The sequence below is a fragment of the Mycobacterium sp. 141 genome (genome assembly GCF_000382405.1).
In the GTDB taxonomy this organism is placed as follows: domain Bacteria; phylum Actinomycetota; class Actinomycetes; order Mycobacteriales; family Mycobacteriaceae; genus Mycobacterium.
The window spans coordinates 42,115-57,228 of the sequence record NZ_KB908270.1 but is presented as its reverse complement, the minus strand read 5'-3'; the positions used below and the strand labels follow the sequence as shown (position 1 = coordinate 57,228).

At 62.4% G+C, this 15,114-nt stretch carries 7 protein-coding genes, 3 pseudogenes and 1 other annotated feature; of the genes and pseudogenes, 3 read left to right on the top strand and 7 right to left on the bottom strand.

Translation table 11 applies throughout. From position 1 onward, the window contains the following. Window positions 1-74 precede the first annotated feature (74 nt). The 3 genes from H276_RS23255 to H276_RS0118080 all read left to right on the top strand — a co-directional run bounded on the left by H276_RS23255 (window position 75) and on the right by H276_RS0118080 (window position 8,712). Complete coding sequence (locus tag H276_RS23255; RefSeq protein ID WP_019972698.1) at window positions 75-5,570, top strand: glutamate synthase-related protein; 5,496 nt, start codon at window positions 75-77, stop codon at window positions 5,568-5,570. Next, window positions 5,567-7,303: a sulfite reductase flavoprotein subunit alpha gene (locus H276_RS0118090; protein ID WP_019972697.1), complete on the top strand. Its 1,737-nt coding sequence runs from the start codon at window positions 5,567-5,569 to the stop codon at window positions 7,301-7,303. The genes H276_RS23255 and H276_RS0118090 overlap by 4 nt, the downstream gene beginning before the upstream one ends. 797 nt (window positions 7,304-8,100) lie before the next feature. Continuing rightward, on the top strand, window positions 8,101-8,712 hold the full coding sequence (locus tag H276_RS0118080; protein ID WP_019972695.1) for a hypothetical protein: 612 nt from the start codon (window positions 8,101-8,103) through the stop codon (window positions 8,710-8,712). Between the two features lie 114 nt (window positions 8,713-8,826). On the opposite strand, the gene H276_RS24845 is transcribed toward H276_RS0118080, so the two are convergent. The 7 genes and pseudogenes from H276_RS24845 to H276_RS0118040 all read right to left on the bottom strand — a co-directional run bounded on the left by H276_RS24845 (window position 8,827) and on the right by H276_RS0118040 (window position 14,992). Further along, complete coding sequence (locus tag H276_RS24845; protein ID WP_196807950.1) at window positions 8,827-9,780, bottom strand: hypothetical protein; 954 nt, start codon at window positions 9,778-9,780, stop codon at window positions 8,827-8,829. Window positions 9,781-9,940: 160 nt separating this feature from the next. After that, window positions 9,941-10,321 (bottom strand): type II toxin-antitoxin system death-on-curing family toxin, encoded by a 381-nt coding sequence (locus H276_RS0118070; protein WP_019972693.1) that lies wholly within the window; start codon window positions 10,319-10,321, stop codon window positions 9,941-9,943. Further along, window positions 10,318-10,518, bottom strand: a complete 201-nt coding sequence (locus H276_RS0118065; RefSeq protein WP_019972692.1) for a hypothetical protein — start codon at window positions 10,516-10,518, stop codon at window positions 10,318-10,320. Before H276_RS0118065 ends, H276_RS0118070 begins: the two co-directional genes overlap by 4 nt. Before the next feature lie 89 nt (window positions 10,519-10,607). Then, window positions 10,608-10,921, bottom strand: a pseudogene (locus H276_RS24235) (integrase core domain-containing protein); the annotation flags it as partial. A 4-nt stretch (window positions 10,922-10,925) separates the two neighbouring features. Next, a pseudogene (locus tag H276_RS23245) lies at window positions 10,926-12,124 on the bottom strand (IS30 family transposase). 212 nt (window positions 12,125-12,336) lie between these two features. After that, window positions 12,337-13,289 (bottom strand): annotated as a pseudogene (locus tag H276_RS0118050) (IS3 family transposase); the annotation flags it as partial. Then, window positions 12,931-13,059: a sequence feature (AL1L pseudoknot), on the bottom strand. Its footprint overlaps the pseudogene before it by 129 nt. A gap of 470 nt (window positions 13,290-13,759) precedes the next feature. Then, a complete protein-coding gene (locus tag H276_RS0118040; protein ID WP_231376712.1) occupies window positions 13,760-14,992 on the bottom strand; it encodes a hypothetical protein in 1,233 nt (410 codons plus the stop codon). Window positions 14,993-15,114: the final 122 nt, after the last annotated feature.

The window sequence follows — 15,114 nt, the reverse complement described above, 5'->3', positions numbered from 1 at the left end:
TCACGACCGTCTGGTAACACGTCGAGGCGAGCGGGGTTCGCTCAACGACGAGAAATCCTAAAGTCCCAAGTTGGGTGCGCCGTGCGCGGCGCGGGTTGAGGAGAACACGTCTGAACGGCCTGTACGACCCGGAGCATGAGAAGAGCAGTTGTGGTGTCGGATTCCTGACCCGCAAAGACGGCATTCAGAGCCACGAGGTCATTCGCAAACTCCACGAAGCACTGTGCGCGGTACCCCACCGTGGTGGCATGTCATCGGAGGGCGTCGGTGACGGCGCGGGGGTAAACCTCGACCTCTCCCTACGCTTCTTCGCCGACCTCACCGGACGCGACGATCTGCAACCCGGCCGTTTCGGCGTGGGCAACTTCTTCGTCCCCAACGACCCGGCCTCGCACGCCGAAGCCGACGCCGTCATCGAGACCGCCCTGCTGGCACAGGGATTCGAGATCTTGATCAAACGCGATGTTCCCGTGGATAATTCGGCGATCCGGCCCGCCGCGGTCAAGTATCAGCTACCCATCCGGCAGTGGGTGTTCTGGGCGGGTTCCGAGACAGTCTCCGACCGCAAGATCCACGACGCGCTCATGGCCATCGAAGCCCTGGCCTACACCCGCGACGAGCTGCGCGGGCTGTACCCCCTGTCGCTCAGTGCCCGGACCCAGGTTCTCAAAGGCCGGCTGAACTCCAACGAAGTGGTGCCCTACTTCACCGACCTGTCCGACCCGCGGATGGAAGTGCACTCGATGTTCTTCCACACCCGGTTCTCGACCAACACTGCACCCAACGCGACCATGGCCCAACCGTTTCGGTTCATGGCCCACAACGGCGAGCTCAATACCGACAAGAAGAACCGGCTCTCCGACAACGCGATCGCCAGGTCCCGCAACCGCGCGATCATCCGCCCGGAGGGCCAATCCGACAGCTGCCGGCTGGACCAGACCCTGCAGAACCGGGTGCTCGAGGACGGCCTGGACCTGGTGACCGCCGTGGTCGCGATGATGCCCCCGGCGTGGGAGAACGATCAGACGTTGACCCCGCAGGTGCGGGCGATGCTCGAGTACTTCAGCCTCTACGAGGAAAAGAACGACGGGCCTGCCGCGGTGATCTTCGGCGACGGCACGATCATCGGGGCCCGCCTCGACCGGCTGGGGCTGCGACCGCTGCGCACCGTGGAAACCGACGAATACCTCGGGGTGATGTCGGAGGCCGGCCAGGTCGACTTCCCGGCCGATCAGGTGATCAAACGCGGGCGCATCGAAGCCGGCGGCATGCTCTACTACGACCACGCCGAAGGCAGGTCCTACACCACCACCGAAGCCCTGGAAATGCTTGCCGCACGGGCTGATTACCAGGCCATGCTGGACGAAGCCCGGGTGGACCTCGCCGACCTGCCGGACGCCGCGGTAGACAACCAGCTCTCCCCCGCGCGTTACAACGGCGACCTCAACCGCCATCAACGCTACGTCGCATACTCACTGAATCAAGAGAGCTTCAAGTTCCTGATGGACCCGATGCTGGCCACCGGGCAGGAGAAGATCTCGGCGATGGGATACGGCGCGGCGATAAACGCGCTGTCCAACCATGAAGGCGGAATCGCACGGTACTTTTCCCAGCGGTTCGCACAGGTTACGAACCCGCCGCTGGACAGCATCCGCGAAGCGGACGGTATGACCCTGCGTGTGGCGCTCGGCGCCAAGCCCAACAGCGACGCACAACCGGCCCCGCAGATCGTCGTCGGATCACCGATACTCACCCACCTCGACATGCTCAAGATCCGCGATCAACCGCACACCCCGGTGCAGCGGTTCGGGATGCGCTACCCGGTGGATCTGACCGATTCCGAGGCCAACGCCCGCGCACTCGTCGGCGCCATCGACGAGTTGTGTGACGAGGTGGAGGCCTTCGCGCGCGCAACCGGTGGCATCGCCGTCATCTCCGACCGGCACGTCGAGAGCAGCATGGCGGCGATGCCGGCCATCATTGTGATCTCCGCGATCAACCAGCGGCTGATCGAGGAAGGGCTGCGGTTGCGGGTCTCGGTGATTGCCGAGAGTGGGCAATTGTGCTCGTCCCATCACATCGCGACGGTGCTCGGGTTCGGTGCGTCTGCGGTGTATCCGCTCGCGGTGCAGATGCGCGCTGAGGAGAAGTTCGGCGGCTCTGAGAACGACACAGCCGCGGCCTTCCGGCATTTCGCCAAGGCGGCCGAGAAGTCGCTCATGAAGACCATGGGCCGGGTCGGGCTCTGTACCGTCGAAAGTTACATCGGCGGAGAGTTTTTCGAGCCCAGCTATCTCGACACCGCAGATCCCGTGCTGCGGCGGTATTTTCCCAATGTCGTCTCCCCCGTCGCCGGTGTCGGGTTCATGACGCTGGCCGACACCGCCGCCGACTGGCATGCCAGGGCACTCGCAGTGACCGGTGAGAAAGACGTGCCACTGCTGGGCCTGTTCAAGGAACGTGCAGAGGGCGCTGGGCATTCGTACGGGACAACGGCGGTACGCGGGTTTGTCGACATGACCGAGGAATCCATCTCGTTCGACGACGAGGCCCGGCCGGAGAATCCCGACATGGCCGATCCCGGGTTTCTGCGGGAGCTGCCGCTGCATCAGCTCGAAGGCGCATTCGGCCTCACCGACGAGGCCTACCGCAACACCAGTTTCGACGAATTGACGCCGCGCGCGATCAACAGCTTCGACATCACCCCCGGATACCGCAGCTTCGTGTTCGCGATGAACGCCGAGCGGACGCGCCGGCCGGCGGCGCTGCGGGACGTGCTGGCTTTTCCCGCTGATGTGAATTTTGTATCCAGCACCGACGAGTTCCGCACCGAGATGGGGCAATTCGCGCGGTTCGGCAACAACGACTTCCAGGTGCGGGGCCTGACGTGCGAGCAGGTAGATGACGAGTTCACGCTACGGCTCCATCACAGTCCCGAACGTCTGACCGCGCTCGCGGAGTCGCTGCAGGCGCGGTTCGGCGGTGAGATCGTCGACTCCGAGGTCATCGGAGACTGTCTGCGGCTACGTGCCACCGGCGAAGCGCTGACCTATCTCGCGCATATCCGGACGGCACCGGCATCGATTCCGCTGACTTCCGTGCAGCCGGCCAGCGAGATCAGCGCCACCCTGGCATCGGGAGCGATGAGCCACGGCGCCCTGGTCGCCCCGGCACACGAAGCCGTCGCGCACGGCACCAACATGGTTGGCGGACTGTCGAACTGCGGCGAGGGCGGCGAACATTACACGCGCTACGGCACCATCCGCGGATCCCGGATCAAACAGTTCGCATCGGGCCGCTTCGGGGTGTGGGCGGGCTATCTCGCCGACCCGATGCTGCGCGAATTGGAGATCAAGATCGGTCAGGGCGCCAAACCCGGTGAGGGCGGCCAACTCCCGGCCCCGAAGGTGACGGTTCAGATCGCGGCCGCACGCGGCGGCACGCCCGGTGTCGAACTCGTTTCGCCGCCACCGCACCACGACACGTACTCGATCGAGGACCTCGCCCAGCTGATCCACGACTGCAAGGCCGCCCGGGTGCGGGTGATCGTGAAGCTGGTGTCGTCGGAAGGCATCGGCACCATCGCGGTCGGCGTCGCCAAAGCGGGCGCGGACGTCATCAACGTCGCCGGCAACACCGGCGGTACCGGCGCCGCAGCCGTCACGAGCCTCAAGTACGCCGGTCGCTCGGCTGAAATCGGTGTGGCCGAGGTTCATCAGGCACTGTGCGCCAACGGTATCCGCCAGAAAGTCGTGCTGCGCTGTTCCGGCGCTCACCAGACCGCCAGCGATGTGCTGAAATCGGCGCTGTTGGGCGCCGACAGCTTCGAGTTCGGCACCACCGCACTCATGATGCTCAAGTGCGTCATGGCCAAGAACTGCAACATCAAGTGCCCGGCCGGGTTGACCACCAACGCCGAGGCGTTCGAAGGTGATCCGCGGGCCTTGGCCCAGTATCTGTTGAACGTCTCGCATGAGGTGCGTGAGCTCCTGGCGACGCTCGGCCTGCCGTCCCTGCGCGCGGCTCGGGGGCGCAGCGACCTTCTGCACCTGCTCGATCACCCGTCGAGCATCGGCCGGCTCGACTTGCGGGCCATGCTCGCGGTCGTCGACGAATTCGTCGTCGACGAGCCGATCTACATGGAGAAGGACTACACCGTCGACGACGGGTTCCTGAACCAACTCGATCTCGACGGTGTGGCCATGACGCCGCTGCGGCTGACCAATCGGAACAAGAGCGTGGGCGGGCAGTTGGCGATCGACATCGAACGCATGCTCAACCACGAGGGCGCTTCCGGCGCATCGGTGGCAGCCGATGGCCGCGGCCGGCGTTACCTACTTCCCGACAGTGTCGTGATCACCACCACCGGGTCGGCAGGCCAGAGTTACGGCCTGTTCTGCAACGACGGTATGACCTTGACGCACACCGGAACCTGCAACGACGGCGTCGGCAAGAGCGCCTGCGGCGGCACCATCGCCGTTCGCTCCCCCGGTGGCGGTTCGGATGCACCGGGCGGCAATGTGCTCGTCGGCAACTTCGCGCTGTTCGGCGCATCCGGCGGCCGGCTGTTCGTGGCGGGCGCGGCCGGCGATCGCTTCGCGGTTCGCAATTCAGGAGCGACGGCTGTGGTCGAAGGCGTCGGTGACTTCCTGTGCGAGTACATGACCAACGGTGCGGTGTTCAACATCGGAGGGTTCGGCAAGGGCGTCGCCAACGGCATGAGCGGCGGGTTCCTCTATCAATACGATCCCTCGGGCCAGCTGAGTTCGAAGGTCAGCGCCGATGCCGCGCTCGTGGCACCGATCATCGAGGCGCCGTTTCACGAGGTTGCCGCACGCACGATGCTGGAGTGGCATCGTGACGCCACTGGATCGGTGAAAGCCCAGGCGTTGCTGGCTGACTGGGACCACGTCCGAAACCAGATCCGGTACGTGATGCCCCGGGCACTGCTGCAGTATCAGGATTCCGACGCAATCCTCGCGACCAAGACCCGCAAGGAACTGCTCGACGAACTGTCCGCCTCACTCGCGGGATTCCAGGTCCACAAGTTCAAGCGGTCCTACCGCGACCAGCAGATGGTGCTGAACGGGTCGGTACCCGGCTACGGGGATACCGACACCGAAGAGATGTTCGCGTTGCTCAACACCTACACCGTGCTGAACATCGCTCAGCAGATGGCACTTTCGCGGACACCCGGCGTCACTGACATCACCGACCCGCAGATCGGCAAAGCCGTACGGAACCTGGTGTTGACCGAGGACTTCTTCCTCATCCAAAAGCTGCAGAAGCATGCCCGCGAAGCCATCGAGGTGTTCGACGACGAGCAACTCGCGGTCCTCATCGCCGACAAGCGGATCACCGACTACAAGGAAGCGCTGACCCAGCGCAACGTGTTGTCGACGGACAGCCTCGGCACCTGCGGCTGGATTCTCTACCAGAACGCCAAGAACCTCGACAAGATCGGTCGTCTGCCCTCCTTCGAGGAGCTGTTCGCCCACCAAGTGATCCCTGTCGTGACGGCGTCGTTCGCGGCCGGAACCCTCCTCGTCGACCAGGTGAAGAACACATGAAAATCGCCTACATACCCGAAGACGCCCCGTTCAACGAAGATCAACGGGCCTGGATCTCGGGCTTCCTGGCCGGGCTGCACTCGCGCCTCGCGATGAACCTGTCGGCGCCGCCCCCGGCGACCACCGACACCGCGGCGCCGCGGCCGGCACTATGGATCCTCTACGGCACCCAGACCGGCAACGCCGAAGCGGTTGCGGCTGATACTGCCGCGGCCGCCAAGGCGCAAGGATTCGACGTCACGGTGAACGGACTCGACGAGATCACCGTCGACGAGATCGCGGGATTTCGCTACCTGCTCATCGTCACGTCGACCTACGGCGAAGGTGAGATGCCCGACAACGCCGAATTGTTCTGGGAAGCCTTGTCATCGACACAGGCACCGCGGCTGGAAGCCGTGTCATACGGTGTTCTGGCACTCGGCGATACCAGCTATGACGGCTTCTGCCAGGCCGGCAAGCTGATCGATACCCGGCTCGAACAACTCGGCGCGAGCCGTATCGTGGGCCGCGCGGATTGCGACGTCGACTACGAGGCGCAGGCCGCCGAGTGGGTTCAGGGCGCCGTCGGTTCTCTGGTCACCCTCGCCGGCGCCAGCGGAAGCCCCGGCACGACCCCACCGAGCATCATTGCCCGCTCCGGTTGGACTCGCAAAAACCCTTATCTCGCAGATGTTTCGGTCAACCGTTTGCTGTCCGGCGCCGGTTCGGACAAGGAGATCCGGCACTACGAGTTCGCACTCGCCGACAGCGGGATCACCTACGAGGCGGGCGATGCCCTTGCCGTCGTTCCGGAGAACGATCCCGCACTCGTCGAGGCCATCGCATCGTATTTCCGCGTTTCGGTCGACACCCTGGTCGACGGTGACCCGTTGGGCGAGCTGCTCGGCCAGCGCTACGAGATCAGCACGCCGTCAAAGGATCTGCTGAGTGAGGTGGAGAGTCGCGCCGAAAACGAGGAGTTCTCACATGCCCTGCGGGGCGGTGTGAAAGAGGTCCTCGACCGTTGGCTGTACGGCAAAGATGTGCTCGACATCCTCCGCATCGGCGGCGACACATTGAGCCTCGAGGAGTTCGTGGGGCTGCTGAAGCCCTTGCAGCACCGGGCGTATTCGATCTCGTCGAGCTCCCTGGCTCATCCGGACCACGTCCATCTGACGGTTGCGAGCGTTCGCTATCAGAGCACGGGCCGTGAACGCGGCGGCGTGTGTTCGACCTTCCTCGCCGACCGCGGCGGACGCGCCCGAATCTTCTTGCAGCCGAACAAGTCGTTCCGGGTCCCGGCCGACGATGCACCGATGATCATGGTCGGTCCCGGCACCGGCATCGCGCCGTTCCGCGCCTTCCTGCAGGAACGTGAGCACCGCGGGGCGCAAGGCCGCAACTGGTTGTTCTTCGGTGACCAGCACCGTGAACACGATTTCATCTATTCCGAAGAACTCGGCGGCTGGCGGGATTCCGGGCTACTCACCCAGCTCGACCTCGCCTTTTCCCGTGACCAGTCCAGCAAGGTGTACGTCCAGACGCGCATGCGGGAGAACGGCAAAGATCTCTTCGCATGGCTGCAGGACGGCGGCCACTTCTACGTCTGCGGCGACGCCTCCCGCATGGCCAAGGATGTCGACAAGGCGCTGCACGACATTGTCAGGAAACACGGCGGGCTCGATATCGACGAAGCGACCGAGTACGTCAACACCCTCAAACGAGAGAAGCGGTACGTGCGCGACGTGTACTGACGGTCGCGAAAGCTGCACGGTCAAACGGCTTTCGGCCGGGGCAGCGGCTCAGTCACACGGGGGAATACTAAACGCCCGCTGTCGGACTCGAGCTGACCCCTGCCGAAAGGCCGAAACTGTTGAGCCAGTTGACTGGTCAACAGTCATCTGGAGCGATACCGATCAGGTGACCCACCTCGATGCTCTCATCCCGGAGCGCTGTAGGTGTTGCCCTTCACCGGTGCCCGTCAGATCGATCCCCGCGTCAGGCCCTGTCCTACTTTTGGGAATCAGTGGTTTTGACGTACCGGAGCCGGGCGCGATCCTAGGCTAGGGCAATGACTTTGGCCAGCGATGTGATCAGTGCCTTCCCTGTTCTCAGTACGGTCTTTGATCCTGGCGACAGTGACTTTCGAGCCCTCTCACAGATTCGCGACCCATTCGAGACAGCGGTGCTGTCGATGCTGTCAGGACGGCGAGTCTTCTGGATCACCCATGCACTGGTGTTTGGTTACGCGGTGGACATCGAGGGCAGTCGGTTCGATGATGGCAGCGCAGGGTCTGGCACCGTCGGTCCAGGGAGGTACCGGCAGTTGTTCGGTGCCGGAAGATTCGACTCCTACGTAGAAGAGTCGGGCTACAAAGACGACTACGACCGGCTGTTGGAGACCGCAACCGTGCTCGACTCACTGCTGAATGCGCACGCACGAGCGGTAGCGATGCGGGGCACAGTCGCGATCAATCAGTGCATTCAACGCTGCCGAGGAGATTCAGACTGTGTGCGCAGGTGCATCGCCGGCGAGAACAGGTATGGCTAGATGTCAAAAACTATGACGGCGCTCGCGCTCGGAGCTGCTCCGTTGATCGGATGGCTTCTGCTCGCCTTCTTCGCGAACCGGAACCACATCGACTTCTCAGCAGTGGCGTTCCCGTCGGCTGCAGCGATCCTGGCCTTTCTGTTACCTGGCGCCGCGTTGGTTGGCCCGTACATCAGAGAGGAACTCACATCCTCATCTGAGCAGGTACAAGGGCTGTCGGAAGCAGCGAAAACCGCTAGGGCCGAGGCGATTAAAGCGGCAGCGGATATCACGATGAAACCCGAGGCCCAGCAGGCGGCCGCGGGTGAGGCTGAGAAAGCGGAGGCGGCCTACACCGCGCTCAAGACCGCCACGAAACAGGAGTTGGACAAGATCTTCATGTGGGCGGCCTGGCTACGGACCGGTTTGGTGTACGCCTTCTTGGCTGTTCCGGTCGCGGCGGGAGCACTGGTCATTGGGCCCGGCGAGCACTCCTGTTGGGACTGGCGAGCGATCGTCGGTTCTGGTGCGGTGGCTTTGCTCGTCGGAACGGGTATCGGAATAGTTCCGATCACGTGGCGGCTGCTCGGCCTGAAGATGTACCGCATGCGGTCAGACCAGGCATTCGCATAGCTTCGGAGCGCCGCGAATGTCGTTGTTCCGACGGGGATGTCGTCGACAGATGCTTGCGATGACGATGGTAACGGTGTACCGGTGAATAGGCCGACGATGCTAGGTCGACGATTACTACTCGAAAAAGTCGTCTGGTCTTTCCATTCCGGCAAATCGGAACGCTTCGTCCGCACGTTCCGAGGCTGTTTTGCGAAATGCGCTCAGTCTCGCCAGTAATTCCGTAATGAACCAGCGGAGCTGTTCGATCCTGACCTGCACCAAGTCACGCTCCAACTCTGTCCGGGGCACGTGAAACTGAGTCGAACGTACGACCGCGAAAAATGCGCATCTTGCACCCACTAAAATATCCGCACACGCTTCACCGTAATGCGTTGCCTGCATTGCAGGATTTTCTCGCCACATCAGCTCCATAGCATGTGTGAGATCGACAACAGAAGGATGAGCGAGGCCACTCAACCGATCGTAATATCCTTTGCCTAGATACTCGTCCGGCAAATCTTTAAACAGCTCGGCGACCGCATGCGACTTGTTTACGAATCGCTTCTTAACTCTAGGTAGATCGGTACCGCCCTTCCATCCTGCGATCCTGTCTCTAGATCTCGCATAAAACTGCCTGACTTTAGGATGGTGATGTCCGCCATTTTCATTTTGAACGAGTGAAGATAGAGTCATATCGAGCATTTTTGAGATGCGCATCTGAGCTGAATCTGCCGGATCGGATATATAGCTTACGGCAGCGCTGTACTCGGCGATCTGTCGTACCAAAGCCGCAGCCGGTATGTACGATATTGAATTGCACGAAAATGTATTTGAAATACCCAGCAAAGAATCTCTTACGCCCTCCAGTAGATACCGCATCAATTGATGCGTGTATGTCAATGGCGCCTGGTATAGCGTTGAGGAATATGATGCGTCGATCTCGGCCATATCTACGTTCGGCTCGTACGGAGGAATCTGTACAAGATCGTTGATAAATGTAGCTAGGTTCAATACAAGATTACGAACATCCTGGTCATTGATACCCGACATCTCGGCAGGATTCTGCGGCGTTCCTTCGTTGCTAGTCACATATCGAAGATAAGGGCCGGTGGCCAGACTTGCCTCGTCATAGGGACCGGTCACCCGGCTGCGTCACCCCGGCTTTACCTTGTTGAGGCCTGGACCGGGTCTCCCGAAAGCTGGTACTGCTGACCCTTGCGCTCTGCGTGGAGAGTGATGTCAGGTGGAGCTACGCCGGGACAAACAGTTCGGCCAGACGGCTTGCAATCTTCGCGACCGTGGATAGTTCGCCGGTTGCTACGGACATGACGAAGTCGTATTGCTCGTCTTCTGTGGCTGATGGATCGTAGCCATTGAGTCCATAGAACAGGCTGGTGGCGACCCAGCCCAGGCGCTTATTGCCGTCCACAAGTGCATGGTTCTTGACCAGCGATTCCAGCAGAGAAGCGGCCTTCTCGTGGACCGTGGGATAGGCGTCCTCACCGAACACGGACGCTTTTGGCCGAGCCAGCGCCGATTCGAGCAATCCGTAGTCTCCTACCTCGGCTTCGTGACCGAGGTAGGCGCGCGCCGTGACGAGCAAGTCATCGAGGTCGAGGTAGTCGATCACGAATCAGCTAGGCGCTTCAGCAGACCCGCGTCGCGCTTAACGATCTGGGCAAGCAGCTCGTCGCGTCGGGCGGTGCGGCGGTCCACGTACAGCTCAATGGCCCGGATAGCCGTAGCTTGCATGGACGCGCCTTCACGCTCGGCTGTTTCACGCAGCCGAGCGGTCTGCTCATCGGACAGTCGCAATGTCATCGCCATGTGTCAAATGATACCACTTGGTATCATTTGGTACCTGTTCTGCTCAGGCCCATAAATTGATCGTGAATCGCCCCGGCGTGTCCGGAGACCTACTGGTTTGAGAACTCGGCGATCTGCTGAGTTCGGTGGTGACGGTAGTACAACGCCTCGCATTCGGCTGGTGGCATGTCGCCGCAGTACTCGTAGAGTCGGCGGTGGTTGAACCAGTCGACCCATTCCAGGGTGGCCACTTCGACCTGGTCGACAGTGCGCCACGGCCCGAAAGGCTTGATCAGTTCGGTCTTGTAGAGACCGTTGATCGTCTCGGCCAGGGCGTTGTCAAGGAGTTGCCAGTGGCCCCGATCGAGGCGTCGATGCCGGCTTCGATCAATCGGTCGGTGAATGCGATCGACGTGTATTGGGTATGTTCAATCGGTCGATGCAACACCGGGTTGTTGTAGTGAGTGTAGCTGTCGGGCAAAGACTTCGGCGGGAGTCTTCCAGTCGAGGACCTTGCGTGGTCTGTTGTTGAGCGTCAGCGCGACTGCTTCGAGGTCCTGGGCAGACCATCGGGACAGGTCGGTGCCTTTCGGAAAGTACTGACGCAGAACACCATTGGTATTCTCGTTCGTCGGCCGCTGCCACGGAGAGTGCGGGTCAGCGAAAACACCTTCGTCCCGGTCTCGAAGGTGAACTGGGCGTGCGCGGCCAACTCCTTGCCCCGATCCCACGTCAACGTCTGACGCAACTGCGCCGGCAACTGCGCCAGCGAGGCGAGCAAGGCGACATTCATCGCCTCGGTGCCGTAGCCGCTGAGCGCCGGCCCGTTCTTGCGCGGCGGCGCCAGACCCCACCCATCGAGGCGGGGAAGATGCACCAACATCACCGAGCGGCTCTTGCGCTCCACGACCGTGCCGATCGCCGAGCGGCCGGTGCCGATGATCAGATCACCCTCCCAGTGCCCGGGAACGGCACGATCGGCGGCTTCGGCAGGGCGTTTGCTGATCACCACATCCGAGGTCACATGTCCCTGCGGTTTGTTCTGTGTCCTGGCCCGCGGAACCCGCAGTACCCGGCCGGTCCGCAACCGCGCCACCAACTCCCGTTTGAGCGCCCCACGCCCTTCGATGAACAAGGACTGATAGATCGCCTCATGACTGATGCGCATGGACTCATCATCGGGGAAATCCATCGGCAAGCGGTGGGCAATCTGTTCCGGGCTCCATGCCGTGGACCACCGCCGGTCCTGGCGGTGCGGTTTGTTGCGTCCCTTCCACGCTCGGGTCGCCGGACCGACGACGATGGTGCCGCCGGGCCGGCGGACGCTGCCATCGAGTCGCTGCTGCACATACTCACGCAGCGCAGAGTTGACCGCGAGTATCGCGGGTTTCGGGCGCTTTGCTGCTTGCTGGGCCTTCCACTGCGCCACCCCTGCGCGATAAACCTGGGTGCCGCCGCGGGTGGCCGCGTTGCGCCGCAGCTCCCGAGAGACCGTCGACGGGTCACGCGTGATCTCGCGGGCGATCTCACGCACCCCGGCACCCTTCGCGCGCAGCAGCGCGATCTCCTCCCGCTCGGCGAACGACAGACAGCGGCCCGTGGGCTCATCCAGACTGATCAACGACATGCCGCCAGCGTGACGGAACCACCTGCTCGCCACCGGCCTCGACACGCCGACCTCCGCAGCGGCCTCATCAGTCGAGACGCCCCTGGCGATCAACCGCCAAAACTGGCGCTGCACCGCACGCGAAGGCTCCGGCCGCCCCGGTGATCGCATCGCCGGCTGCAACGCCCGATCAGCCGCCCACTGCCGCCGCCCACCAACCGATTTCGCTTCACTACGCTTGGCCACACCACACCTCCATCATCAAGGCGTTGCGACAACCAGTTGAATCCGCCTTGACTGCCTCGATCGTTGTGATGGATCAGGCCGGTCAAATCGGTGATGCCGTCGCGTTGGCGGGTCCAGATCGCATGCTCGATGGCATCGAGCACCAGTTGTGATGTCATCGTGGTTGCACTGCGCCACCCCACGATCCGCCGGGCGTAGGCATCGATCACGAACGCCACACACACCCATCCTGACCAGGTCGACACATACGTAAAGTCCGCTACCCACAACATATTCGGTGCATTTGGACGGAAATGGCGGCCGACCAGATCGTCGGGCCGATCGGCCTGTGGATCGGCCACCGTGGTGCGCTTGACCTTTCCGCGGCGCGCCCCGCACAGTCCGAGTTCACCCATCAGTCGCTCCACGGTGCAACGGGCCACCTCGATGCCCTCGCGTCGGCATTGCAGCCACACCTTGCGCGCGCCGTAAACCGAGTAGTTCTGTCGGTGCACACGGGTGATCTCGGCTTTGAGTTCCTCATCGCGCACCTGGCGCTTGGACGGATTCTGGCGCCGAACGCAGGCGTCGTAGTAGGTGGACGGCGCGATCTTGCAACCATGCGCGGACAGCGCACGGCAGATCGGCTCGACGCCGTGAACCTGTTTGTGGGTGTCGATGTAGTCGACGATCACCGATGGCGGCGGTCGAGCTCCGCCGCGAAGAAAGTCGACGCAGATTTCAGAATATCGTTGGCCCGCTTGAGTTCTCGATTCTCAGCGCGCAACTTGCGGAGTTCTTCGGCCATATTACTGGTCACGCCCGGGCGGTTGCCGGCATCGATCTGATCCCGACGCACCCAGCTCAACAGTGTCTGCGGGGTGCCGATACCCAGCTTGGCCGCCACCGACTCGATCGCCGCCCACTCCGACCCGTACTGATCCCGAACCTCCGCAACCATCCGCACCGCACGCTCACGCAGCTCAGCCGGATACTTCTCGAACCTGCCATGACTCCATCCTTCACAAGAGATGAAGCCTCCGGACTCACCGGGGCGATTCACCTTGCGAATTGTCACTAGGCTGCTTCCCCCGGAGTTACTGCGAGTCCCCGACACGGGGCGTGGCTGACGCCGAGCGTACGGCCCTCCACCGACGCCGGGTCGGCCAAGTGCCTTGCTCGCCGGAGGGCGCGACTGCGCGCTGAGTGGTGCGGCGCCAGAATTATCTCGCCGTGCCAAAGGGTTGCGCACCTGGGCGCCGCCGCATCGCGAGGTAGACCTTGACCAGTGCACACAGCGCCGATGAAGAGAGGAGGGACCATCCGGCCCTCCCGCCTCGCCGCTGCCTGGGTGGCGCCCACGCCTGGACGACCCCGCGCGTCCAAAGATCTTCCGGGACAACCACTGCTGCAACACTTTTCATTATGGAACTAGCTGCCATGGCCCATGCCGAGGTGGGTACCGATATCGAGGGCCGACCATGTCGATTGACCGCGATCGAGGCGCAGGTGCGCTCGGTGACTTCCCACGTTCACCGAGTAACAGTCAGTCCCACCTTTTGTCCATTTCTGGAAACCCAGGCTGTTTAGGGACGTGCTTTGTGCCAGTTTGCTTTTTTGCTCCAGCCACTTCTCCTGCACCGTTGGGCCGAGCTTTTTGAGGGATTTCTCGAACTTCGGCGTTTCGGTGACCGCCGGGATACAGGTAAAGAAATCGATGTTGATCCCGAGTAAGCGCCGAAGATCCAACCGATCGCTGATCATGATCGGGCATCGAGTCCAGTCAATGCGGAACGGATCTGCGTAGAGCAGAAGCGTATCCATCGCCGCGGGCACCGGCGGCAGACCGGAGGCGTGCTGAACCTGTGTGGACAGGTCACGACAGCCCTTCATGTAGGCCGCTCGCGACCCGGCGTACCGGTAGGCCTCTTTGTATCCCGCGGGTTGCTGCCTGGTGTAGCCCTTCAACGCAGGTGATGCGCCGCCAGAGTTGGCAAGCAAGCGGCGTGGGTGCTGGAAACCGCGGAGCATGTAGGCGTTTGCCATAGCTTCTTCGTGCTCGACGTATCCCTGTGCGTTGCGGTGCTTTTCCTTTGCCTTCCAGTACATCGCCGTGTCCGTCGCGAGTTCCCAGTTGGCCGCCATGCAGTCCGCGGCAAAATGGAACAGTTCGTGGCGCAGGATGGCGTGGAAGGCGAGATTGACCTTCCGTTCGTCCGCTATGGGCGGATGATGAAATACCCGGGCGGCCATGAGCAGCGCACCTTCGAGGGGAATGTGAACGCCGTGCTGCGCCGTGCGCTGGTGGAAGGTGACGTACCAGCCGTATGCGTCGATGCCCCGGATTTCGTGCAGGCGACTCATCTCGGTGAGCGTGTCTTGTCCAAGAACGTGTTCGATATCGGCGTCGGTCACTTCGGGCGGAATTTCGAAGATGACGGCCGGCCCATCTGATGCGATGACGTCGTCATCGATCGTCGGATCGGGGTTGTCCAAGGCAGCGAACTCTCTACCGACGTCGGGCTCGGACACCCAGATTTCGACGGCAGGATCGGTCCCGTCGTGCGCATCCTCCGGCAAGGGGTTGTCGCGAATCGCTCCGTCTACGCCCTCCAAAGCGGCTCGTATCGCGTGAACCGAAGGGATGGCGAGTCCTGCTGTCATGGGCGAGATGATTGCATGTCAGCAACCACTGCGGCTTGCAGGGCTCGAGGACCGGGTCCCGCGATGTGCGCTACCCGAACCGACCTCTTGACATACCCGCTCACCGCAGTGGGCGAGGCGTG